This is a genomic window from Hydrogenophaga sp. FG152, from assembly GCF_057809615.1.
Window position 1 is genome coordinate 58792 of record NZ_JBMDKH010000016.1, and the last position, 19674, is coordinate 78465.

The 19674-nt window shown below is 69.5% G+C and carries 19 protein-coding genes; 6 read left to right on the forward strand and 13 right to left on the reverse strand.

Annotated elements, in window-relative coordinates; genetic code table 11:
* Nucleotides 1-10 precede the first annotated feature (10 nt).
* Complete coding sequence (locus ACODTB_RS18765) at nt 11-1120, forward strand: phospholipase A (RefSeq protein WP_291117260.1); 1110 nt, start codon at nt 11-13, stop codon at nt 1118-1120.
* 8 nt (nt 1121-1128) lie between these two features.
* On the opposite strand, the gene ACODTB_RS18770 is transcribed toward ACODTB_RS18765, so the two are convergent.
* The 5 genes from ACODTB_RS18770 to ACODTB_RS18790 are packed head-to-tail and all read right to left on the reverse strand — an operon-like array spanning nt 1129 to nt 6248.
* Nucleotides 1129-2334 (reverse strand): cation:proton antiporter, encoded by a 1206-nt coding sequence (locus ACODTB_RS18770; protein WP_291117263.1) that lies wholly within the window; start codon nt 2332-2334, stop codon nt 1129-1131.
* A 13-nt stretch (nt 2335-2347) separates the two neighbouring features.
* Nucleotides 2348-3106, reverse strand: coding sequence for a glycosyltransferase family 2 protein (locus ACODTB_RS18775; protein ID WP_291117266.1), 759 nt, complete (start codon nt 3104-3106; stop codon nt 2348-2350).
* Nucleotides 3107-3109: 3 nt separating this feature from the next.
* A complete protein-coding gene (locus ACODTB_RS18780; RefSeq protein ID WP_291117269.1) occupies nt 3110-3907 on the reverse strand; it encodes a lysophospholipid acyltransferase family protein in 798 nt (265 codons plus the stop codon).
* Nucleotides 3904-4914, reverse strand: coding sequence for a chorismate transformation FkbO/Hyg5 family protein (locus ACODTB_RS18785; RefSeq protein ID WP_488929625.1), 1011 nt, complete (start codon nt 4912-4914; stop codon nt 3904-3906). The genes ACODTB_RS18780 and ACODTB_RS18785 overlap by 4 nt, the downstream gene beginning before the upstream one ends.
* Nucleotides 4911-6248 carry an NAD(P)/FAD-dependent oxidoreductase gene (locus ACODTB_RS18790; protein ID WP_291117275.1) on the reverse strand — a complete coding sequence of 446 codons (1338 nt, stop codon included), beginning with the start codon at nt 6246-6248 and terminating at the stop codon, nt 4911-4913. The genes ACODTB_RS18785 and ACODTB_RS18790 overlap by 4 nt, the downstream gene beginning before the upstream one ends.
* Nucleotides 6249-6405: 157 nt before the next feature.
* Between ACODTB_RS18790 and ACODTB_RS18795 the strand changes: the two genes are divergently transcribed.
* Both ACODTB_RS18795 and ACODTB_RS18800 read left to right on the forward strand, forming a co-directional pair.
* On the forward strand, nt 6406-6858 hold the full coding sequence (locus ACODTB_RS18795; protein ID WP_291117278.1) for a hypothetical protein: 453 nt from the start codon (nt 6406-6408) through the stop codon (nt 6856-6858).
* 191 nt (nt 6859-7049) lie between these two features.
* Entirely contained in the window at nt 7050-8531 is a 1482-nt protein-coding gene (locus ACODTB_RS18800; RefSeq protein ID WP_291117281.1) for a rhodanese-like domain-containing protein, read from the forward strand.
* 10 nt (nt 8532-8541) lie between these two features.
* Here ACODTB_RS18800 and ACODTB_RS18805 read toward each other — a convergent pair whose 3' ends face one another.
* From ACODTB_RS18805 to ACODTB_RS18825, 5 genes are all read right to left on the reverse strand, one after another.
* Nucleotides 8542-9369 (reverse strand): ABC transporter permease, encoded by an 828-nt coding sequence (locus tag ACODTB_RS18805; protein WP_291117284.1) that lies wholly within the window; start codon nt 9367-9369, stop codon nt 8542-8544.
* 4 nt (nt 9370-9373) lie between these two features.
* On the reverse strand, nt 9374-10189 hold the full coding sequence (locus tag ACODTB_RS18810) for an ABC transporter ATP-binding protein (protein ID WP_291117287.1): 816 nt from the start codon (nt 10187-10189) through the stop codon (nt 9374-9376).
* Between the two features lies 1 nt (nt 10190).
* Complete coding sequence (locus ACODTB_RS18815; RefSeq protein WP_291117290.1) at nt 10191-11216, reverse strand: ABC transporter substrate-binding protein; 1026 nt, start codon at nt 11214-11216, stop codon at nt 10191-10193.
* A 106-nt stretch (nt 11217-11322) separates the two neighbouring features.
* Nucleotides 11323-12087: a class II glutamine amidotransferase gene (locus tag ACODTB_RS18820; protein ID WP_291117293.1), complete on the reverse strand. Its 765-nt coding sequence runs from the start codon at nt 12085-12087 to the stop codon at nt 11323-11325.
* A gap of 5 nt (nt 12088-12092) precedes the next feature.
* Nucleotides 12093-13598: a DHA2 family efflux MFS transporter permease subunit gene (locus ACODTB_RS18825; protein WP_291117296.1), complete on the reverse strand. Its 1506-nt coding sequence runs from the start codon at nt 13596-13598 to the stop codon at nt 12093-12095.
* A gap of 140 nt (nt 13599-13738) precedes the next feature.
* On the opposite strand from ACODTB_RS18825, the gene ACODTB_RS18830 reads away from it, so the two are divergent.
* Nucleotides 13739-14848 (forward strand): AI-2E family transporter, encoded by a 1110-nt coding sequence (locus ACODTB_RS18830; protein ID WP_291117299.1) that lies wholly within the window; start codon nt 13739-13741, stop codon nt 14846-14848.
* An 86-nt stretch (nt 14849-14934) separates the two neighbouring features.
* Nucleotides 14935-15879, forward strand: a complete 945-nt coding sequence (locus ACODTB_RS18835) for an IS481 family transposase (protein ID WP_291117302.1) — start codon at nt 14935-14937, stop codon at nt 15877-15879.
* On the opposite strand, the gene ACODTB_RS18840 is transcribed toward ACODTB_RS18835, so the two are convergent.
* Complete coding sequence (locus ACODTB_RS18840; RefSeq protein ID WP_291117305.1) at nt 15876-16109, reverse strand: cysteine-rich CWC family protein; 234 nt, start codon at nt 16107-16109, stop codon at nt 15876-15878. The genes ACODTB_RS18835 and ACODTB_RS18840 overlap by 4 nt on opposite strands.
* 60 nt (nt 16110-16169) lie before the next feature.
* On the opposite strand from ACODTB_RS18840, the gene ACODTB_RS18845 reads away from it, so the two are divergent.
* Entirely contained in the window at nt 16170-16985 is an 816-nt protein-coding gene (locus ACODTB_RS18845; RefSeq protein WP_291117308.1) for a crotonase/enoyl-CoA hydratase family protein, read from the forward strand.
* Here ACODTB_RS18845 and ACODTB_RS18850 read toward each other — a convergent pair.
* Nucleotides 16972-18039, reverse strand: coding sequence for an acyltransferase family protein (locus ACODTB_RS18850; RefSeq protein WP_291117311.1), 1068 nt, complete (start codon nt 18037-18039; stop codon nt 16972-16974). The two genes, ACODTB_RS18845 and ACODTB_RS18850, sit on opposite strands and share 14 nt — an antisense overlap.
* Nucleotides 18040-18074: 35 nt before the next feature.
* Nucleotides 18075-19661, reverse strand: coding sequence for a gamma-glutamyltransferase family protein (locus tag ACODTB_RS18855; protein WP_488929626.1), 1587 nt, complete (start codon nt 19659-19661; stop codon nt 18075-18077).
* Between the last annotated feature and the right edge of the window lie 13 nt (nt 19662-19674).

The window sequence follows — 19674 nt, forward strand, 5'->3', positions numbered from 1 at the left end:
AGGCCTGCCTGTGAAACCTGAAAACCTGTCCCCGTTCATCCTGCTGTGCGGCCTCGCCGCAGGCCTGCCCGCACGGGCGCAGACCGAGACGCCCCCCACGCTGGAGGCCTGCGCCGCCATCGGTGCTGCGGCCGACCGCCTGACCTGTTACGACAAGCTCGCCGGGCGCGCGCCGGCGCCCACCGCCCCGGTGGCGCAGCAACCCTTCGGGGGCGAAGCGGCCCCGGCGGCCCCGGCCCCTTCACTGCTGTCGCAGTCGGGCGGGCAGCTGCCTCCGGCGGCCGCACCGGCCTCTTCCAGCAGCCTGCTGGCCAAGTTCTGGGAGCTGGACCCGGCCGACAAGCGCGGTGTGTTCAATTTCGTCGGCTACCACCCGAACTACGTGCTGCCCGTGCACGTCACCTCCCGCATCAACCGCTCGCCCCAGTCGCCGACGCAGGCGGCCGTGACTGCGCCCGATGACCGCCGGGAAGAGGCGAAATTCCAGCTGTCGCTGCGCACCAAGTTCCTGCAGGATGTCGGTTTCCCCGGGGGCGACCTGTGGGGTGCCTTCACCCTGCAGACGATGTGGCAGGTCTACAACCACGCCGACTCGCGGCCCTTTCGCAACACCGATTACCAGCCCGAACTGATCTACGTGGTGCCCACCGCGCCGCAGTTCCGCGCCTTGCCGCTGGGCTGGCAATGGCGCTTCACCCAGCTGGGCGTGGCGCACCAGTCGAATGGGCAGTCCGACCCCTTGTCGCGCAGCTGGAACCGCGTGTACCTCGGCGCCGGCTTCGAACGCGACAACTGGACCTTCACCACGAAATTCAACCAGCGCCTGCGGGAGCGCGAAGAGACCGACAACAACCCGGACCTCATCGACTACCGGGGCAAGGCGGAGTTCAACCTCGGGTGGGCGAGCGGGGTGCACACCGCGTCGCTGGTGCACCGCAGCACGCTGCGGGGTGGCAACCGGGGGAGCACGTCGCTCGAATGGACCTACCCCGTGGTGCGCGACCAACCCAATGGGCTGCGCTGGTACGTGCAGCTGTTCAGTGGTTATGGCGAAACGCTGTCGGACTACAACTTCCGCCAGACCAGCCTGGGCGCGGGCGTGAGCTTCCTGCAGTTCTGAGCCTGCCGTCAGGAATGGCGCAGCGCGCTGGCGCCCCGCGCGGCGCCGCGCAGCTTGGGTTCCACGATAGGCACCGTCAGCATGGTGCTGGCCACCGCCATCAGCAGCAGCGCGGTGAAGGTCTCGCTGGTGATCACGTGCTTGTCCAGCAGGATGTTGGCGAAGATGATCATGATCAGCGCCTTGGTCTGCAGCAGCCAGCCGATCAGGGAGGCCTCGCCCGGCGGCCACTTCAGCACGCGGCCGGCCAGGTGCACACCGATCAGCTTGCCGCTGACCGAGGCCAGCAGCAGCAGGGCCGCCATGCCGAACACCGCCGCACCGCCCACGTCCCAGTTGGTGCGCAGGCCGGTGGAGAGGAAGAACACCGGCATGATCACCAGCAGCACGTGGTGGCGCAGCTGGTCCAGCTTGTCCTGGTCGAACCAGTCAGCGTCCATCACCACACCCGCCAGGAAGGCGCCCACCATGTAGTGCAGGCCCGACCAGTCGGCGCCGAACGCGCAGACCGCGAGCCAGATCAGCGCGACGGCCCAGCGGTCGGCTTCGGCCAGGCGGCGCATCAGGTGGCGGAAGGCCCAGCTCAGCACGACGAAGGCGAGGATGAAGGCGCCTTGTTTGCCCACGCGCTGCCAGTCCATCAGGATCAGCGCGAGCACGCCCCAGATCGCGATGTCGTCCACGCTCGCATAGCGCAGGATGCGCTGGCCCAGCGGCTGGCGCAGCAGCTGCAGCTTCTCCATCAGCAGGATCAGGATGGGCAGCGCGGTGACCGCGCAGGCCATGCCCACGCCGAGCACGAACTGCCAGGGCCGGGCAGACGCGCCCATCCAGCCTGGCATGCCCAGCATCACCAGCGCGGCCGCGCTGCCCAGCAGCAGGGGTGCGCCCAGGGCCAGACCGGCGGTGATGCCGCTCTCGCGCCGGTGTTTCCAGGCCTGGCGCAGGTCGAGTTCGATGCCCGCGATCATCACGAACAGCATCACGGCCCACCACGCGATGCCGTTGAGCGACTGGATCACCGCCGGGTTGAAGACGAAGGCGTGGTATTCGGGGAAGGCCTTGCCCAGCACGCCGGGGCCGAGCAGGATGCCGGTGACGATCTGCACCACCACCAGCGGCGCCCAGTAGTCGGTGCGCCCCAGCCGCCAGATCAGCCACGGCACGGTGAAGATGATCGCCATGGCGATCAGGAAGATCTCGGTGGTGTTCATGGCGGTGCGGCCGTCAGCCGGTCAGGCGCCGCCAGAGCAGCAGGGGAAGGCGCAACACGAAGCCGGTGAACAGGCGTGTGTGCATGCCGCTGAGCAGCAGGTTGTCGCGCAGGTAGTTGAAATGCGAGACGCCACCCTCTTCGGGCGTGAAGTAGCGCACCGGGGCGTCGATGTTGATCGGCCGCACGCCGGCCCAGCTCAGGCGCACCACGGCCTCGGGGTCGAAGTCGAAGCGGCGCATGAAGCGCGTGCCGTGCATCACGCGCATCAGCGGCGCGATCGGGTAGACGCGAAACCCGTAGAGCGAATCGCCGATGCCGACGCCCAGCGTTTCCAGGTTGGCCCAGCCGTTCGAGAGCTTTCGGCCCAGCACGCGCACCAGGGGCGCTTCGGGGCCGAACACCGGCTTGCCCAACACCATGGCCTCGGGCTCGGCCTGCGAGGCGGCCATGAAGTCGGGGATCAGGGTTTCGGGGTGCTGGCCGTCGGAGTCCATGGTCAGGGCGTGCGTGAAGCCCTGCTGTGCCGCGACCGTGATGCCGTGCAGCACGGCCGAGCCCTTGCCCTGGTTCTCGGACATCACCAGCACGCGCAGGCCCGGGTCCTTGGCGGCCTCTTCGGTCAGCCAGTCGGCCGAGCCGTCGGTGCTGCCATCGACCACCACCCACACGGGCGTCCATTGGGCCCGCGCGGCGCGCACCGTGGCCAATACCTTGCGGCCCGGGTTGTAGCTGGGAATGAGGACCAGGTGCGTGGTGCTGGAAACGGGCATGGATCAGGCGGCGGCGGACGACGCCATCGGTGGGGAAGAAGGGTCGAGCATGGCACGGAAATAGTCTTCCAGCTCCTGCGTGAAGGCGCCCGGGTTGCGTGGCGCCTCGAAACGCCGGCCCAGGCGGATGCGGCAGGTCAGCGGCAACAGGGGGCGGCGCCAGATCGGCCAGCCCTTGCCCAGGTAGGGGCTGGAAAACTCCACGATCAGCGTCTGCACCGGCACCCCGGCGCGGGCGGCGATCAGCGCGGTGGAGCGCGAGAGCGGGTTGATCGGGTTCGCCGGGTAGCCGCGCGTGCGCGTGCCCTCGGGGAAGATCAGCACCTGCGCGCCCTGTTGCAGCTCGCGGCGGCAGTTCAGCACGGCGGTGAGCAGGTTGTCGTTGCGCACGTAGCGCGCCAGGCGCGCGCCCGCGCCGAGCAGCGGGTTGTCCATCAGGTCGGCCTTCATGAAGCAGACCGCGTTGGGCAGGCGCGAGGTGATCAGCACGGCGTCGAGCAGCGAGGGGTGGTTGGCCGCGATGACCATGGGCCCCTGGTCGCGCAGCGCATCGATCTCGGACAGGTCGAAGCGGCAGGCGCACAGCAGGCGCAGGATGCCGACGTACAGGCGGAAGCCGCGCATGATGGCCTGGCGGCCGAGCCAGCGGCCCAGCGGCCGGGGCAACACCGGGTACAGGGCCAGCGCCGGTGGCGTCCAGCTCAGGCACACCAGCGCCAGCGCGCTCAGGCCCACCACCATCGCGAGGTGCTCGTACACGCTCCACAGCAGCGAGGTCGGGCGGGTCGCCGCCGTGCTCATGGCGACCCCAGCGGGTGGATGGCCTGGCTCTCGATTTCCAACAGCAGGTCTGCGCGGCAGATGTCGGCCTGCACGCACACCAGCGAAGCGCCGCGCAGCAGCGGCTGCAGCGTGCGCTGCACGGTGTCCACGTCGGCGGCGTGGCGCACGTAGGCGCGGTGGCGCAGGCCGGTGAACGAAAACGGCCGGCCCGAGCGCGCCACGCGGTTGGCCTCCTGCACCAGGCACTCGATGTTGCGCACGGTCTCCTCGCACTGCGCGGCCACATCGCCGGGATGCACCGTGGCGTGCCCCACGATGCTGGCCGTGCCCGAGACGAACAGCGCCTCGCGCCCGCGCGGGTAGGCCAGCGCGGCGCGCGAAAAGGTGGGCGCGCGCGGCCCGTACTGCGAGGGGTAGCGCCAGGCGCTAACCTGGCGCGGGTTCTCCAGCGGCACCACCGGCGAGCGGCCTGCCAGGAAGGCCACCGAGAGCGGGCCACCGGCCACGCCGATGGCGCAGGCCGCGGGCACCTGGCCGCCGGTCTCGCGCTGCGCGTGCACGAAGGCCTCGTAGCGGCCCAGGTTGAACTGGCGGTAGCGCTCCAGCCCGTGCGACTCGCCGTTGATGTCGGCCATGTAGTTCCAGACCCGCCACAGGTGCGGCGTGCCCTGCGCGCGCAGCAGGCGGAACAGGCGCTCGTAGAGCAGCCGGCTCGCCGTCTGCAGCGGCGAGCCGCCCTCGGCCGTGGGGGCGTGTTCGGCCTCATTCAGCTCGATCACGCCATAGAGCAGTTCGGCGTTGCGGCGCCAGTGGATGCCCTCGTCGCGGCCTTGGCGCAGTGGGCCGTCGACGCGCCACTGCTCGTGCGCCGCTGGCGCGCCCGCAGGCAGCACGGGCGCGCGCAGGGGTTGGTGCGGCCAGGCCATCGGGCCCAGGTCCTTCTGTTCCCCGATCGACATGCCGCCCAGCACCTCGCCGTCGGCGGGCGCGGCGAGCACGCGGCTGATGGTGTGTTGCAAACTCACGGCGTGCGGGCCAGGGCGGTTTCGTCCGCAGGCCGGATGTTGACGCGGCGCTTGCGCCAGGCGTTGAACGCGCGGCGGGGCTGGGTGAGGTTGGCCAGCAGGTACAGGGCCTTGAAAGCCAGCATCGACCGCCCGATCGGCGCGCCGCCATACACGTCGCCGGCCAGCGTGGACAGCAGGGCTTCTTTCACGCGGAAGATGTTGCGTGGGCCCATGAAGAAGTCGCGCATGATGGGGTTGGTCACGCGGTAGATGAACCACGAGAACGCCTTGGGTCCGTGGCGGCTGTGGCGGTCGAAACGCCTGAGCGCCGCGCGCGCCTGCGCGGGCTGGCGCAGGCAGGTGTCGATGGTCTGCGCGCCGAGCTCGCCGCCGTTCATGGCCAGCCACACGCCCGAGGAGAACACCGGGTCGATGAAGGTGTAGGCGTCGCCCAGCATCAGGTAGTTGTCGCCGTGGTTGCGTTGCGCGGCGTAGGAGAAGTTGCCAGTGGCCTCCACCGGTGCCACCCGGTGCGCGTCCTTCAGGCGCTCGGCCAGGCCCGCGCAAGTGGCCACGTTGTCCATCATGAACTGCTCCATGCTGCGGCCGGCGCGCGCCTTCATGTGGTACGGCCAGGTCACCATGCCCACGCTGGTGACGCCGCCCGTGAGCGGGATGAACCAGAACCAGCCGTGGTCGAACCAGAAGATGGTGATGTTGCCCTCGGCCTCGCCGGTGTTGCGGCGCGCGTTCGCGAAGTGGCCGTAGACCGCCGCGCTGTTGTGGTGGGGGTTGCGTTCCTTGATCTTGAAACGGGATGCAAGAAATGTGTCGCGGCCCGAGGCGTCCACCAGGAATTTCGCGTTCCACACGCTGGTGCGGCCGTCGTCGTGCTCGGCGTGCACGCGCACCGTGCGGTCGGGCAGGAACTCCACCGAGCGTGCCTTGCAGCCTTCGTGCACCTCCACGCCTTTTCGTGCGGCGTTGCGGAACAGGATCTCGTCGAACTCGGCGCGCTTGACCTGGTAGGCGTAAGGCATGGACTTGTCCCAGGCGTCGGCGAACTCGAAGGTCTGGGTGTGCGCGTGGTGCGGCGAGACGAACTCGGCGCCCGGCTTGTGCTGCCCGATGGCGCGCACCTCGTCGGCCACGCCCAGGCGCTCCAGCAGTGGCAGGTTGGCCGGCAGCAGGGATTCGCCGATGTGAAAGCGCGGGTGGTGCGCCTTCTCGAGCATCACGACGCGGTGGCCCTTGCCGGCCAGCAGCGGAGAGACGGTGGAGCCGGCAGGCCCGCCACCGATCACAAGCACGTCACAGGTCTGGTGGTCGGCGCCTGGATGGTCTGGGTTCATGGCCGGGATGCTCGGGCAGTGGACAGTCCAAAATTGTACGGTGTCAAACGAAGGTGGTAGCGCCGGGAGCGGCTTTGGTTACAAGCGCGGGCCGGCTGAACTTTTCGGATATGAGATTCACCCAGTCCAAGCCCTTCAGTTTTCTTGCAACGACCCCATGAACTCCAGCTCCGTCTCGTCCAATTTTTCCAATTCACCCGGTGGGACGTCCCTGCAGGGGGTCACGGATTTGATGAAAGACACGCAATTCAGAGAATTTGCGAAAGAGATGGTGAAGCGCTGCGAGGACGTCGGGAAAGAGCAGGAGGTCTCGGAGGCGCCGGCAGAAGAGCCGGCAGAAGAGCCCCCCGTTGAGATTGTCCGAAGCGCCAGCGCCCAGCAGGGCCCCGTGCGCCTGAACCTCCTCGACCGCAGCGAGAAGAAGGATCAGGACGACCTCAACGGCAGCCAGCAGAAATTCCTCTCTCGCCAGGGTGCGCCCTTGGTGCGTGTGCATGCCGAGCAGCTGGCACAGTTGCCACCGCAGCTGCCTCGGCCGGGCTTTCTCTCGCGCCTGAGCACCGGTTGCCTGAACTTCGTCCAGCGCTGCTTCGGTCGCCCGGCCGGTTGACCCGTCCACCCTTCCCGACGCGGCCCACGGCCGCTTCGAGCGCCCGCCACAAGCCGCACAGCGTGGCATTTCTCGCACTTCATCGGAACGGATGGGCAGCGGGGGCATGAGCTTGTTACAAAATGCCGCATCGCCCTTGCACGTGTGCGACGCCCATGGCGCGACAGGGCCATCGATCCGATCGGAGCACCATGCGACTGCACATTTCCCTGGCCGCCGTTCTTGTTGCCGCGCTGTTCAGCGCAGGGCCTGCCGCCGCCCAATCGCGCGGCGATCGGCTGGCCGCCGCGGAGCAGCAATGCCAGCCCGGGCGCGAAGCGCGCGCTGCGGTCGCCAAGGGCACATCGGTTCCGGAAGGCGCCATGCCGCGGCAAGTGCCAGGCGCCATCACCATCTCCCCGCGCGAGGCCCACTGCATGATCGAGCAGATGGGGCTCGGGCTGGCCGTCGTCGCGGCCATGCGGACGCAGGACAAGATCCCGGGCACCCTGGTCGAGATGCCCCAGGTGGCCGGTGATTCGGACGAGATCCGCCAGGCGTACGCCAAAGCCTTTCAGCGGTTCACCGGGGGCGAGAAGGACACGCCCCTGCTTTTCTACTGCCACCATGACCGCTGCCAGCTGTCGGTGTTCGCCGTGCAGCGGGCCGTGGATGCCGGCTACCGCAAGCTCTACTGGTTGCGCGCGGGCAACAGCGGGTGGGTGAATGCCGGGTTGCCGCTCGAGCGCGATCTGGCCGCCAAGGCGTCGGCCGAGAAAGCCCAGGAGGCCATGCGGTATGCCCAGGTGGGCGTGCGCACCTGTGGCTTCGAAGTCACGGATCAGGATTTCGTGGCGATCGCACTGAAGTCGCCCACGGACCTGCTGCTGACCGCCAACCTGCGTTCGGCTGCCCAGCAGAGCCGGAACCTGCGCACGGAATGCCTCAAGGGCGTGCGCGAGCATGTGGCGAAACTCGACGCGCAAAGCCCCGCGCTGGCCGAGATCGACACCCTGGTGGCCCGCACGCCGGAGGAGGTTGACCGGGCCTACAAGGCCGCCCGCGCCCGCGTCGAGGCCTCGCCTTCGGCTCACCTCAAGGCGCCGTTGGACCAGATGTTCCTGCCTGCCTTGAAGATGGCCCTGGACGAGGCGCGTGCGTCGAAATCGGCGCGTCAGATGTGCGGGACCTTCGACCGCGCCATGCCCTCGAACCAGGCGCAATGGAACGCCGCCAAGACGGCACTCGATGAATACCGCACCTGCCTGGATCGCCTGAAGAGCCGGGCCGAGAACGCGTTCACGGAAGCGGCCATGGGCCACACCAGCGGCCGCGACTTCAATGCCGACGAGGCCGTCGCCCTGGTGACCGGGTCGGCGCGTTACCGCTGCTCCGTGCACGCCGCGTCGGGTTGCCTGCCGGATGCCAGCTGGGACCGCGTGGCCGCGGTCGCCACGCCCGCGAACATCGCTGCCTTCGAGAAAGCCCGCAGCGATCGGCGCAACCAGTCCGGCGACATCGACACCCTGCACGCCGAGGCCAACGACTGGGTGGATCGCTTCAATGCCCACCTCGAGCAGCAGGAGGCGTCGCGTGCCCGCTCCAGCAGTGCCGGTGGCTACAACCCGGTGCCGTCGAACAGCGCACCGCCGGTGCGCCGCTCGTACAGCACCTCGGCCCCCGGGATGAAGTAAACGCCAGGGCTCAGAGCTTCTCGGTCTCGCCGCTGCGCGGCTGCCATTTCATGAGCCGCTTCTCGATCCGGCCCACGGCCGCGTCGAGCGCCAGCGCGAACAGCGTGAGCACGACGATGCCGGCCATCACGGTGTTGATGTCGAAGCTGCCCTCGGCCTGCAGGATCAGGTAGCCCACGCCCTGGCTCGACCCCAGGTACTCGCCCACCACCGCGCCCACGAAGGCCAGGCCCACCGAGGTGTGCAGCGAGCTGAACACCCAGCTCGTGGCACTGGGCAGGTAGACGTGGCGCAGCAGCTGCTTCTGGCTCGCGCCCAGCATGCGCGCATTGGCCAGGATCACCGGGCTGACCTCCTTCACGCCCTGGTAGACGTTGAAGAACACGATGAAGAACACCAGCGTCACGCCCAGCGCCACCTTGCTGGCGATGCCCAGCCCGAACCACACCGCGAAGATGGGCGCGAGGATGATGCGCGGCATGGAGTTCATGGCCTTGATGTAAGGCTCCAGGATGGCCGAGGCCATGGGCGAGAGCGCCAGCCACAGGCCGCCGGCCAGGCCGCCGACGGCGCCGATGGCGAAGGCCAGCACGGTCTCGGTGAGCGTCACGCCCAGGTGCTGGTAGATGTCGGCGTCGCGCACGAACCAGGTCCAGATGCGCTCGGCCACGCGCAGTGGCTCACCGAAGAAGAAGGCGGCCTGGCGGTCGTTGTCGAACATGAAGGGCGGCACCAGCCCGGGCGTGGTCATCAGGTACCAGAACACGATGAGCGCCACCAGCAGCGCTCCTTGCCACAGGCGCAGCGTGGACGGCTGCGGTTTGATGTGCTTCCACATGGGTTCAGGCCGCCTTGAGTTGTTGCTGGTAGCCCTTGAGCACCTCCTCGCGCATCACCGCCCAGATGGCGGCGTGCAGCTCGACGAAGCGGGCGCTGGTCTTGATCTCGGCCACATCGCGCGGGCGCGGGATGTCGATGGCGAACTCGCCGATCGGGTGGCTGGCCGGGCCGGCGCTGAGCACCACCACGCGGTCGCTCATGGCGATCGCCTCATCCAGGTCGTGCGTGATGAACAAGACGGCCTTCTTCTTCGCGGCCCAGAGGTCGAGCACCTCGTTCTCCATCAGCTGGCGGGTCTGGATGTCGAGCGCGGAGAAGGGTTCGTCCATCAGGATGATGTCGGGGTCGAGCACCAGGGTCTGCGCCAGGCTGGCGCGCTTGCGCATGCCGCCGCTCATCTGGTGCGGGTAGCGGTCGCCAAAACCGCCCAGGCCCACGCGGCGCAGCCAGTCCTCGGCCTGGGCGCGCGCTTGGGCTTCGGCCACGCCACGGAACGACAGGCCCGCCATCACATTGCCCAAGGCGGTGCGCCAAGGCATGAGGCTCTCGGTCTGGAACATGTAGCCGGCGCGCGTGTTGATGCCCTGCAGCGGCTGGCCGAAGACCTGCACGGTGCCGGTGCTGGGCGCGAGCAGGCCGGCCGCGACGTTGAGCAGCGTGCTCTTGCCGCAGCCGGTGGGGCCCACCACGCTCACGAACTCGCCCGCGCCCACGGTCAGGGTGACGTTCTGCACCGCCGTGTAGCGCTGGCCGGGGTCGTCCTTGCTGATGAAGGTGCAGGACACGCCCTGCAGGTCGATCGCGGCTGGACTCGTCACATCAACCCTTCGGGTATTTCGCGTTGGCCTTCTGCACGAAGCTGTTGGTGTAGACGGCGTTCAGGTCCAGCTTGGCCTTGGCCAGTTCGGCGTCCACGCTGGCCAGCGCGCGAAAGGCGGTGTCCGCGCCCTTGGCCGGGAAGCTGCCATCGGGCGAGAGCGCGCCCTTGGCGGCCATGAACGCGTCGATGTAGACCGCGCGGTCGCCCAGCAGGTAACTCTCGGGCACGGCCTTGATGATGTCGCCCGGACCGGCGGCCTGGATCCACTTGTCGGCGCGCACGATGGCATTGGTGAGCGCCTGTGCGGTGTTGGGGTTCCTGTCCAGGAAGGGCTGGGGCGCGTAGAGGCAGGCCGCAGGCATGGGGCCCCCGAACACCTTGGCCGACTCGGCCACGATGCGCGTGTCGGAGATGATCTTGAGGTCGCCCGAGCGCTGCAGCAGGGTGATGACCGGGTCGAGGTTGCTGATGGCGTCGATCTGGCCCGCGCGCATCGCGGCCACCGCACCGTTGCCCGCGCCCACGCCGACGATGCTCACGTCGCTGGGCTTGAGGCCGGCCTTGGCGAGCACGAAGTTGACCATCACGTTGGTCGAGCTGCCCGGCGCGGTCACGCCGATCTTCTTGCCCTTGAGGTCGGTGATGGCCTTGTAGCCGCCCATGGTCTTGGGGTTGACGCCGAGCACGATCTGCGGTGCCAGGCCCTGCAGCGCGAAGGCGCGCATGGGCTGGCCCTTGAACTGCATGTTGACCGTGTGCTCGAAGGCGCCGGAGACCACGTCGGCGCTGCCACCCACCACCGCGGCCAGCGCGCGCGAGCCGCCCGCAAAGTCGACGATGGTCACGTCCAGTCCCTCGGCCTTGAAGTAGCCCAGCTGTTCGGCGATGGTCAGCGGCAGGTAGTACAGCAGGTTCTTGCCGCCCACGGCGATCGTGACCTTGGGTTTCTCCACGCCCTGCGCGAATCCGAACGGGGGCAGGACCGCGGCGGCCAGGCCACCGGCCATCAGGTGTCGTCTTTGCATCGGTGTCTCCTTGATGTGGGGCGCCGCCAGGGCCGGGTGGTATGCCCCTGGGGGTATGTTGGAGACGCCATGGTAGCCCCGGGTCCGGCCCAGCGCATCCGGGAAATCACGGCAGGGGCAGGCCGTCCACGAACACCTTGAGCTCGTTGGGCTCGAAGGCGGTCCATTGTTCGTTGCTGGTCAGTGGCGTGGTCACGACCACGGCGGCGCGGTCGCCGGGGTGGTTGAGTTCGGCGAAGTTCACCGTCCAGTCCTGGTCCATCAGCGTGGCCTGGGCGAACGGGTGCTGGCGCACCAGCCAGTGCAGCTTGGTGCTGCAGTGGGCCCACAGGGCCTCGCCGTTGGAGAGCAGGAAATTGAAGGTGCCGAACTGGCGCACCTGCGGCACCAGCTCGCGCAGCGTGAGGGTGAGTTCGCGCACATCGGGCAGGCCGGCGTGCGACTTGGCGAGTTCCTGCATCAGCCAGCAGAAGGCGCGCTCGCTGTCGGTGGTGCCCACCGGGCGGAAGTGGCTGTGCAGCGTGGGCGCGTAGTCCTTGAGGTCGCCGTTGTGCGCGAACACCCACTGGCGGCCCCAGAGTTCGCGCACGAAGGGATGGGCGTTTTCCAGCGCCACGGCGCCGATGGTGGCCTTGCGCACGTGGGCGATGATGTTGCGGCTCTTGAGCGGGTACTGCTGCAGGAAGGCCGCCATCGGCGAGTCGGACGCGCTCTGGTGGTCCACGAACAGCCGCAGGCCCTTGCCTTCGAAGAAGGCGATGCCCCAGCCATCGGCGTGGTGGTCGGTCTTGCCGCCGCGCTGGCAGAAACCGGTGAAGCTGAAGGCCGCGTCGGTCGGCGTGGCGCAATTGAGTCCGAGCAGTTGGCACATGCTGTTTATTGTGACGCCTGGGCCGAGGGCGCCGCCTTGAGTCTCAGCGCGGCGGTCAGTGCGAGCGCACAGATGGCCGCGAGCATCAGAAAGGTTTCCTCGAACGCCGCCACGCGCGCCGGGGTGGCCACGCCGCCGGTGGTGAGCTGCGCGCCGTGCGCGGCCAGGCGCCATTCGAGCACGATGCCGCACAGGCTCACGCCGGCCGCGCCGCCGAGCATGCGCAGGAAGTTGATGACGCTCGCGCCCTGTGCGATGTCCACGCGCTCGAGCCCGCGCATGGCGCCGATGTTGAGCGAGGGCAGGATGAAGCCCAGGCCGATGCGGCCGACGATGGCCCAGGTCACCAGCAGCGGGATGATCTGCGCCGGGCGGCTGGGGTCGATGGTGGCCATGAGACCGAACGACGCGGAGAGCAGCACCAGGCCGATGCTCACCAGCCGGTGCGTGGGCTGCTCGTCGGCCAGGCGCCCCACCATTGCGATGGCCACCGCCAGCACCAGCCCGGCCGGCAGCAGGATGGTGCCGACGTGGGAGGCCGAGAGGCCCAGGCCGCTCTGCATGTAGACCGGCAGCAGGTAGGTGGAGCCGAACAGGGCGATGCCGTAGATGAAGGCCACGATGCTGCCCATCGCGAAGCGCCGGTCCTTGAACAGCGTGAGGTTCATGAGCGGGTCCGTGCCTTGGTCGGGCTGGCGCCGGCGCGCGCGCAGCGTTCGCCGCTCCAGCACCACGAAGGCCAGCAGCGCCAGGAACGCGCCACCCAGCAGCAGGGTGGCCGTGGTGGCGGTGCCGCCGTGCAGCTCGACCAGGCCGTTGAGCAGGCACAGCGTGCCCACGGCGGCCAGCAGCAGGCCGCGCCAGTCCAGTCCGCCGCCCTGCGGGTTGGCGGCGGCGCCACCCGGCGAGGTGGTGGGCACGAAGCGGTGTGCGAGCCAGAGCGAGGCCAGGCAGAACGGCACCACCATGAAGAAGATCGAGCGCCAGCCGAAACCGTCCACCAGCAGGCCGCCGATGCTGGGCCCGAGCGCGGGTGCGAGCACCACGCCCATGCCGAAGATGCCGCTGGCCCGGCCCTGCTCGTGGGGCTGGAAGGCGCGCAGGATGATGATGGCCGGGATCGGCTGCACCACGCCCGCGGCCAGGCCCTCGGCCACGCGCGCGGCCAGCACCACCGGGTAGTCGTTGGCGAAGCCGCCGGCGATGCCGCCCGCCATCAGCAGGCACATGCAGCCCACGTAGGTGCGCCGGTAGCCGTAGCGCGCCAGCAGCCAGGGGGTGGTGAGCATGGAGACCGTCATGGCCGCCATGAAGCCGGAAGTGACCCACTGCGCGCGCTCCTGGCCGAGCGTGAAGTGGTGGCTCATGTCGGGAATCGCCACGTTGATGATGGTGGACGACATGATGGCCGCCATGGTGCCGACCATCACCGAAAGCAGCAGCAGCCAGCGGTAACGCTCGCCGTACCGTTCGCGCAAAGCGGGCAGGGAATGGTCGGGCGGTGGGCTCATGGGGTGGGTGCCGTGGTGACGGTCAAGCTTAGCGCCTTTGCGGGCCGGACCGCGAACGGGCGCGCGTCATCGGGCACTGTAGGGGGGTCGGGTATATTGCCCCAGGTCTCTTTGTCTCTCTCCGCGCCCCTTCTCCCTCCATGCCACCTGTCCCGAACGCTTCACTGATCATTCGCGGCCTGCTGCTGCTGATCGTGGCGGCCGGTGTCTACTTCTTCCGTGGCTTCCTGGTGCCGGTGCTGGCCGCGCTCATCATCGGTTTCGCCAGCTGGCCGCTGTACCGCCGGGGCGTGCGCGCCTGCGGCGGGCGCACCGCGCTGGCGGCCAGCCTGGCCCTGGTGGTGGTGGTCGTGGTGCTGGTGGTGCCGCTGAGCCTGGCCTTGCACTACGCGCTGAAGGAGGCGGGTGGGCTGGTGGCCTGGCTGCTGGACGTGAACCGCTACGGCGCCCCGCCGCCGCAGTGGATCGAAGCCCTGCCCTGGGTGGGCGAGACGCTGGCCTCCTACTGGCGCGAGCACCTGGGCGAGCCGCACGCGCTGGGCGACTGGATCCAGCTGCTCAGCGGCCAGCACATCGGCAACATCTATCGCATGGTGCTCAGCGCCACGGGCGATGCCGTCAACCTCGCGCTGACGGTGCTGTTCATGCTGATCACGCTGTTCTTCGTCTACAAGGACGGCGCGCGCATCGCCGGCCAGCTCGACACCATCGGCGAGCGCATCCTGCCGCTGCAGTGGCAGCGTTTCTCGCGTGTGGTGCCGGCCACCGTGAGCGCCACCGTGACCGGCCTGGGCCTGATCGCCATCGGCGAAGGCGTGGTGCTGGGCGTGGCGTACTGGGTGGCGGGGGTCCCCTCGCCGGTGCTGCTGGGCGTGGCCACCGGTTTCATGGCGCTGATCCCCGGCGGCGCGCCGCTGTCGTTCAGCCTGGTCTCGCTCTACCTCGTGGGCTCGGGCCACCTGTGGGCCGGCGTGGGCCTGTTCGCCTGGGGCTCGATCGAACTCTTCATCGTGGACAAGACCCTGCGCCCGCGCCTGGTGGGCGGGCCGGTGAAGCTGCCCTTCCTGCCGACCTTCTTCGGTCTGGTGGGTGGCGTGAAGACCATGGGCATTGTCGGCCTGTTCGTGGGCCCGGTGCTGATGGCGCTGCTGGTGGCGATCTGGCGCGAGTGGCTGCACAGCCTCAGCGCGGCGCCCACGCCACCGCCGGTGCCGCCGTCCGAGCCGGACCACCCGCCGCGCGAGCCCTAGCTGTGAAGTCTCAATAGGTTGTTCATCTGTCTCGGATTTGAGAAGCTGTGGTTACCAGGCCAAGCAACTCAAGTCAGGAGAGACAGATGAACAGTCATAAGCATGCTCGATTGACGCCCGCAGGTCGAGCCCTGTTGATAGGCCGGGTGCTGGATCAGGGGTGGAGCATGGCGGCGGCGGCTCAGGCCGTGGGCGTGAGTTGCCGAACCGGTTTCAAGTGGCTGGCCCGCTTCAGGGCCGAGGGCCCAGGCGGTCTGTGTGATCGCAGCTCCCGGCCTCGACGCAGCCCAGCGGCCTGCCCCGCCGAGCAGGTGTGCCAGTTCGAGCTGCATCGCCGACAGCGCCAGCCGCTGTGGCGCATCGCCCGCGAGTGCGGTCGTAGCCTGGCCACCGTGGCCCGGCACATGGCCCGCCTGGGCTTGAGCCGCTTGAGCGCCTTGCAACCACCCGTGCCCGTGTACCGCTATGAGCGGGCCAGTCCTGGCGAGTTGTTGCACATCGACACCAAGCGCCTGGGACGCATCCAGGGTGTTGGCCACCGCATCACAGGTCAACGCCAGCACCGCAACCGTGGCATTGGCTGGGATGCCGTTCACCTGGCCATCGACGATCACTCTCGGGTCTCCTTTGCCCGGGTACTCAGCGACGAGACGGCCCTGAACTGCGTGCAGTTCCTGCGCCAGGCCGTGGACTACTACGCCAGCCTGGGCGTGCGCATCGAGCGCGTCATGACCGACAACGGCGCGGGCTACAAGAACACCTTCGGGGCGGCCTGCCAGGAACTGGGCATCCGGCACATCCGCACACGGCCCTACACGCCCAAGACCAACGGCAAGGCCGAGCGCTTCGTACAGACCAGCCTGCGCGAGTGGGCCTATGCCCGGCCCTACGAGAGTTCAGCCCAGCGCCAGGCTGCTTTGCAGCCATTCATTGACGCCTACAACTGGTGTCGCCCACACTCCGCTCTGAACCATCAGCCGCCCATGAGCCGCATCCCGGCCATGAACAACCTCCTGAGACTCAACACCTAGCCGGCCGCTTCGCGCGCCGCGCGCAGGGCCTGGGCCGCGCAGGCCGCGCAGATGCAGGCCTGGCCGCGCGCGGCCTCGGAGATGCGCTTGAACAGATCGGGGCTGAAGGTCGCATCCACGCACCAGCAGGGTGGCTGGGGTTCACCGGTCTCGCGCTGGATTTCCATGGCGCAGCGGTTGTCGGCGCCGCAGAGCGGGCAGCGGCCGGGGTCGATCGGGGCGGCGGGCATGGCGCAGTGTATGACGCCTCAGCGACAAGCGCAGCGCCCCGCCTCACTACCATGGGTCGCATGAACGACGACGCACCCACACCCCCTTCCGAAGGCCGCATCCGCACCGAGGTGCAAGGCCCTGTGCTGCTGATCGCGATCGACCGCGCGGCCAAGCGCAACGGCTTCACGCCGGCCATGCTGCAGGCGCTGGCCGAGGCCTACACCCGGCTCGACGACGACCCCGCGCTGCGCGTGGGCGTGCTGCACGCCGAGGGCGGCCACTTCACCGCCGGGCTGGACCTGCCCAGCTTCGCGCCGCTGATGCAGCGCGGCGAACGCGCCATCGCCGAGGGCCTGGTGGACCCGCTCAACCTGGGCCGCCCCGGCCTGCGTCGGCGCAGCAAGCCGATGGTGGTGGCTGTCAAGGGCATCACCTACACGCTGGGCATCGAGCTCATGCTGGCGGCCGACATCGTGGTCGCGGCCGACGACTGCCGCTTCTCGCAGCTGGAGGTGCAGCGAGGCATCATGGCCACGGGCGGCGCCACGCTGCGCATGGTCGAGCGCGCGGGCCTGGGCAACGCGCTGCTGCACCTGTTGACGGCGGACGTGTTCGACAGCGCCGAGGCGCTGCGCCTGCATTTCGTGCAGCGCGTGGTGCCCGCCGGCAGCGAGCTCGACGAGGCCCTGCGCATCGCGCAGGCGATCGCCCAGCAGGCGCCGCTGGCGGTGGTGGCCACGCGGCTCAACGCGCTCAAGGCGGTGGAAGAAGGCCCGATGGCCGCGGCCGACGAATTCGAGGCCACGCAGCAGCGCCTGGCGAACAGCGAGGACGCGCGCGAAGGCGTGTTGTCCTTCCAGGCCAAGCGCGCCGCGCGCTTCACCGGGCGCTGAGCGGCACCGTCCCGGCCAGGGCCGGCTCGCGCCGGCGCCCGATGCGGCCCAGCGGTTGTTCGACCGCGTGGTGGAACAGCGCCCCCGCCACGTTGCACGCGAGCCAAGCCAGCAGCACACCGAGCGTCTGCACCTCGGCGTCGGCGTTGCCGTAGCGCGTGAACAGCGCGTTGACCACCAGCGCGATGGGGAAGTTGAGCAGGAACACCGCGTAGGAAATGCGGCTCAGGTAAGCCACCACGCGGTTGCGCGGCCAGGTGAACAGCCAGCCCTGGCGCTGCGAACAGGCCAGCGCCAGACACACCGCGAGCGCCAGCGCGATGCGCTCGCGGAAGTCGATCGCCAGCGCCAGCAGCGTCATCGTCACCAGGGCGCCGAGCAGCCAGCGGCCGCTGCGCCAGGCCTCGTCGCTGCGGGCGGCCCACCAGGTCAGCGCGCCCAGGCCGTAGGCGCCGAAGAAGTACAGCGCCCAGCTGTCCCAGTCGCTCTCGCGGTTGAAGTGCAGCAGCGAGGCCGCCACCACGATCACCACCAGCGCCTGCGCCCAGGCGCCGGCCGCGTGCTGGCGGCGCGCCAGCCAGAGCAGGCCCAGCAGCAGCGCGTAGAGCTGGAAGTCGATCGCCACGTACCAGACGCCGGCCGAGAGCGAGTCCACGTCCAGCAGCGTGTGCAGCAGCAGCGCGTGCGAGACGAACTGCCACAGCCCGGGCGGCGCGGAAAGCGAGTCGTGCGCCATCCACAGGCGGGCCAGCTCGGTGCACAGCATGGCGATCAGCAGCGAGGCAATGTAGGGCAGGGCGGTGCGCACGTAGCGCTGGCCGACCTGGCCCAGCGGCGAGGCGGTGCGCAGAACGCCGTCGGGCGCGAGGCTGCGCGCCGCGAGGAACCCCGCGACCACCAGGAAGACCTGCACCGCCATGCGCGCGTCCTGGCTGAACCAGGTCACGAGCTCGGGCGCGAGCCGGTGTGTCCAGTCCGACATGGGGCCGTAGAAGGCGAGGTGGTGCAGCACGATCAGCTGCGAGCCCACGGCCTTGAGCAGGTCGATGAACATCAGGCGCTCACCCGCGCCGGCGCTCTCGACGGCCCTCACAGCGCCGCCACGCCGCCATCGCTGCGCGGGTCGGCCGCGCCCTCGATCACCCCGTCGGGGTGGCGCACCAGCGCGCCTGCGTGGCCCATGGTGTCGCTGAAGGCCTCGGGCAGTTCCTCGATCACGTGGCCGGCGTCGCGCAGGGCCTGCACCAGGGCGGGGTCGAAGCGGCTCTCCAGCTTGAGGGTGGTGCTCTTGTCGCCCCAGGTGCGGCCCAGCAGCCAGCGCGGCGCGCTCACGGCCTGCTGCAGTGGCTGGCCAAAGCGCGCGTAGCGCGTGAACACCACGGCCTGCGTCTGCGGCTGGCCTTCGCCGCCCATGGTGCCGTAGGGCATCACGCGGCCGTCGTCGAACAGCGCCAGCGAAGGGTTGAGCGTGTGGAAGGGCTGGCGGCCCGGCTCGAGGTGGTTCAGCGCCTGCGGGTCGAGCGAGAAGCTGGTGCCGCGGTTCTGCCAGCAGATGCCGGTGTCCTGCAGCACGGTGCCCGAGCCGAATTCCCAGTACACGCTCTGGATGAAGCTGACCGAGCGGCCCTGGGCGTCGATCGCGCCCATCCAGATGGTGTCGCCCGGCGCGGCCGGGTCGGGCCAGGGCAGGGCCTGGCGCGGGTCGATCTGCGCGGCCAGGGTGTCCAGCGAGGCGGCCTCCAGCAGGCTTTGCGGGTCGGCCGGCACGCGCCCCGGGTCGGTCACCACGCGGTCGCGCACGCGGAAGGCGCGCTTGGTGGCCTCCACCAGACCGTGCAGGTGCTCGAAGCCCTCGCCTTCGCTCACGCCCAGGCGGTCGAACAGGCCGAGGATCATCAACGCCGACAGGCCCTGCGTGGGCGGCGGCAGGTTGTAGACCGTGCTGTCCTTCAGGCGCACCGCAAGCGGCTGGACGCGCTTCGCGCGGTAGGCCGCGAGGTCACTGGCGCGCAGCGGGCTGCCCAGGCGTTCCAGCTCGGCCCCGATGCGCCGGCCCAGCTCGCCGCGGTAGAAGTCGTCCAGGCCGCGTTCGGCCAGCGTGGCCAGGGTCTGGCCCAGCGCGGGTTGCCGCAGCAACTGGCCGGGCTCGGGCGGCTGGCCGTCCACGAGGTAGGTGGCAGCGAAACCCGGCGCGTCTTTCAGGCCGTCGAGCTTCTGACGCGTCAGGGCGGCCTGGCTGGTGGTCACCACCACGCCGTCGCGCGCGTGGCGGATCGCGTCGGCCAGCAGGCGCGGCAGCGGCAGGGCCTGGCCCCAGGGCGCGGCCACGTTCAGCGCCTCGGCCCAGCCGCCGAGGGTGCCGGCCACGGTCAGCGCGGCGGTGGGGCCGCGCGCGGGAATCTCCTGCAGGCCGGCGTAGAAGTCGCGCGTGGCCAGCGCGGCGGCCGGACCGCTGGCGTCGATCGCCACCACCGGCCGGCCCGGTTCGTGGATCAGCCAGAAACCGTCGCCGCCGATGGCGTTCATGTGGGGGTAGACCACGGCGATGGCGGCGGCGGCGGCCACCATGGCCTCGACCGCGTTGCCACCGTCGCGCAGCACATCGCGCCCGGCCTGTGCCGCCAGGTGATGGGGTGCGACCACCATGCCGCCCAGGGCCTTGAGGGTGTGGATCATCGAAATGGGTCTC

Bases quoted from the DNA above. Each gene is read 5' to 3' on its own strand.
- ACODTB_RS18815 (WP_291117290.1), bottom strand. From the start codon at position 11,216: ATGCAAAGACGACACCTGATGGCCGGTGGCCTGGCCGCCGCGGTCCTG.
- ACODTB_RS18780 (WP_291117269.1), bottom strand. From the start codon at position 3,907: ATGAGCACGGCGGCGACCCGCCCGACCTCGCTGCTGTGGAGCGTGTAC.
- ACODTB_RS18825 (WP_291117296.1), bottom strand. From the start codon at position 13,598: ATGAGCCCACCGCCCGACCATTCCCTGCCCGCTTTGCGCGAACGGTAC.
- ACODTB_RS18845 (WP_291117308.1), top strand. From the start codon at position 16,170: ATGAACGACGACGCACCCACACCCCCTTCCGAAGGCCGCATCCGCACC.
- ACODTB_RS18850 (WP_291117311.1), bottom strand. From the start codon at position 18,039: ATGTTCATCGACCTGCTCAAGGCCGTGGGCTCGCAGCTGATCGTGCTG.
- ACODTB_RS18840 (WP_291117305.1), bottom strand. From the start codon at position 16,109: ATGCCCGCCGCCCCGATCGACCCCGGCCGCTGCCCGCTCTGCGGCGCC.
- ACODTB_RS18855 (WP_488929626.1), bottom strand. From the start codon at position 19,661: ATGATCCACACCCTCAAGGCCCTGGGCGGCATGGTGGTCGCACCCCAT.
- ACODTB_RS18820 (WP_291117293.1), bottom strand. From the start codon at position 12,087: ATGTGCCAACTGCTCGGACTCAATTGCGCCACGCCGACCGACGCGGCC.
- ACODTB_RS18775 (WP_291117266.1), bottom strand. From the start codon at position 3,106: ATGCCCGTTTCCAGCACCACGCACCTGGTCCTCATTCCCAGCTACAAC.
- ACODTB_RS18830 (WP_291117299.1), top strand. From the start codon at position 13,739: ATGCCACCTGTCCCGAACGCTTCACTGATCATTCGCGGCCTGCTGCTG.
- ACODTB_RS18805 (WP_291117284.1), bottom strand. From the start codon at position 9,369: ATGTGGAAGCACATCAAACCGCAGCCGTCCACGCTGCGCCTGTGGCAA.
- ACODTB_RS18790 (WP_291117275.1), bottom strand. From the start codon at position 6,248: ATGAACCCAGACCATCCAGGCGCCGACCACCAGACCTGTGACGTGCTT.
- ACODTB_RS18770 (WP_291117263.1), bottom strand. From the start codon at position 2,334: ATGAACACCACCGAGATCTTCCTGATCGCCATGGCGATCATCTTCACC.
- ACODTB_RS18800 (WP_291117281.1), top strand. From the start codon at position 7,050: ATGCGACTGCACATTTCCCTGGCCGCCGTTCTTGTTGCCGCGCTGTTC.
- ACODTB_RS18795 (WP_291117278.1), top strand. From the start codon at position 6,406: ATGAACTCCAGCTCCGTCTCGTCCAATTTTTCCAATTCACCCGGTGGG.
- ACODTB_RS18835 (WP_291117302.1), top strand. From the start codon at position 14,935: ATGAACAGTCATAAGCATGCTCGATTGACGCCCGCAGGTCGAGCCCTG.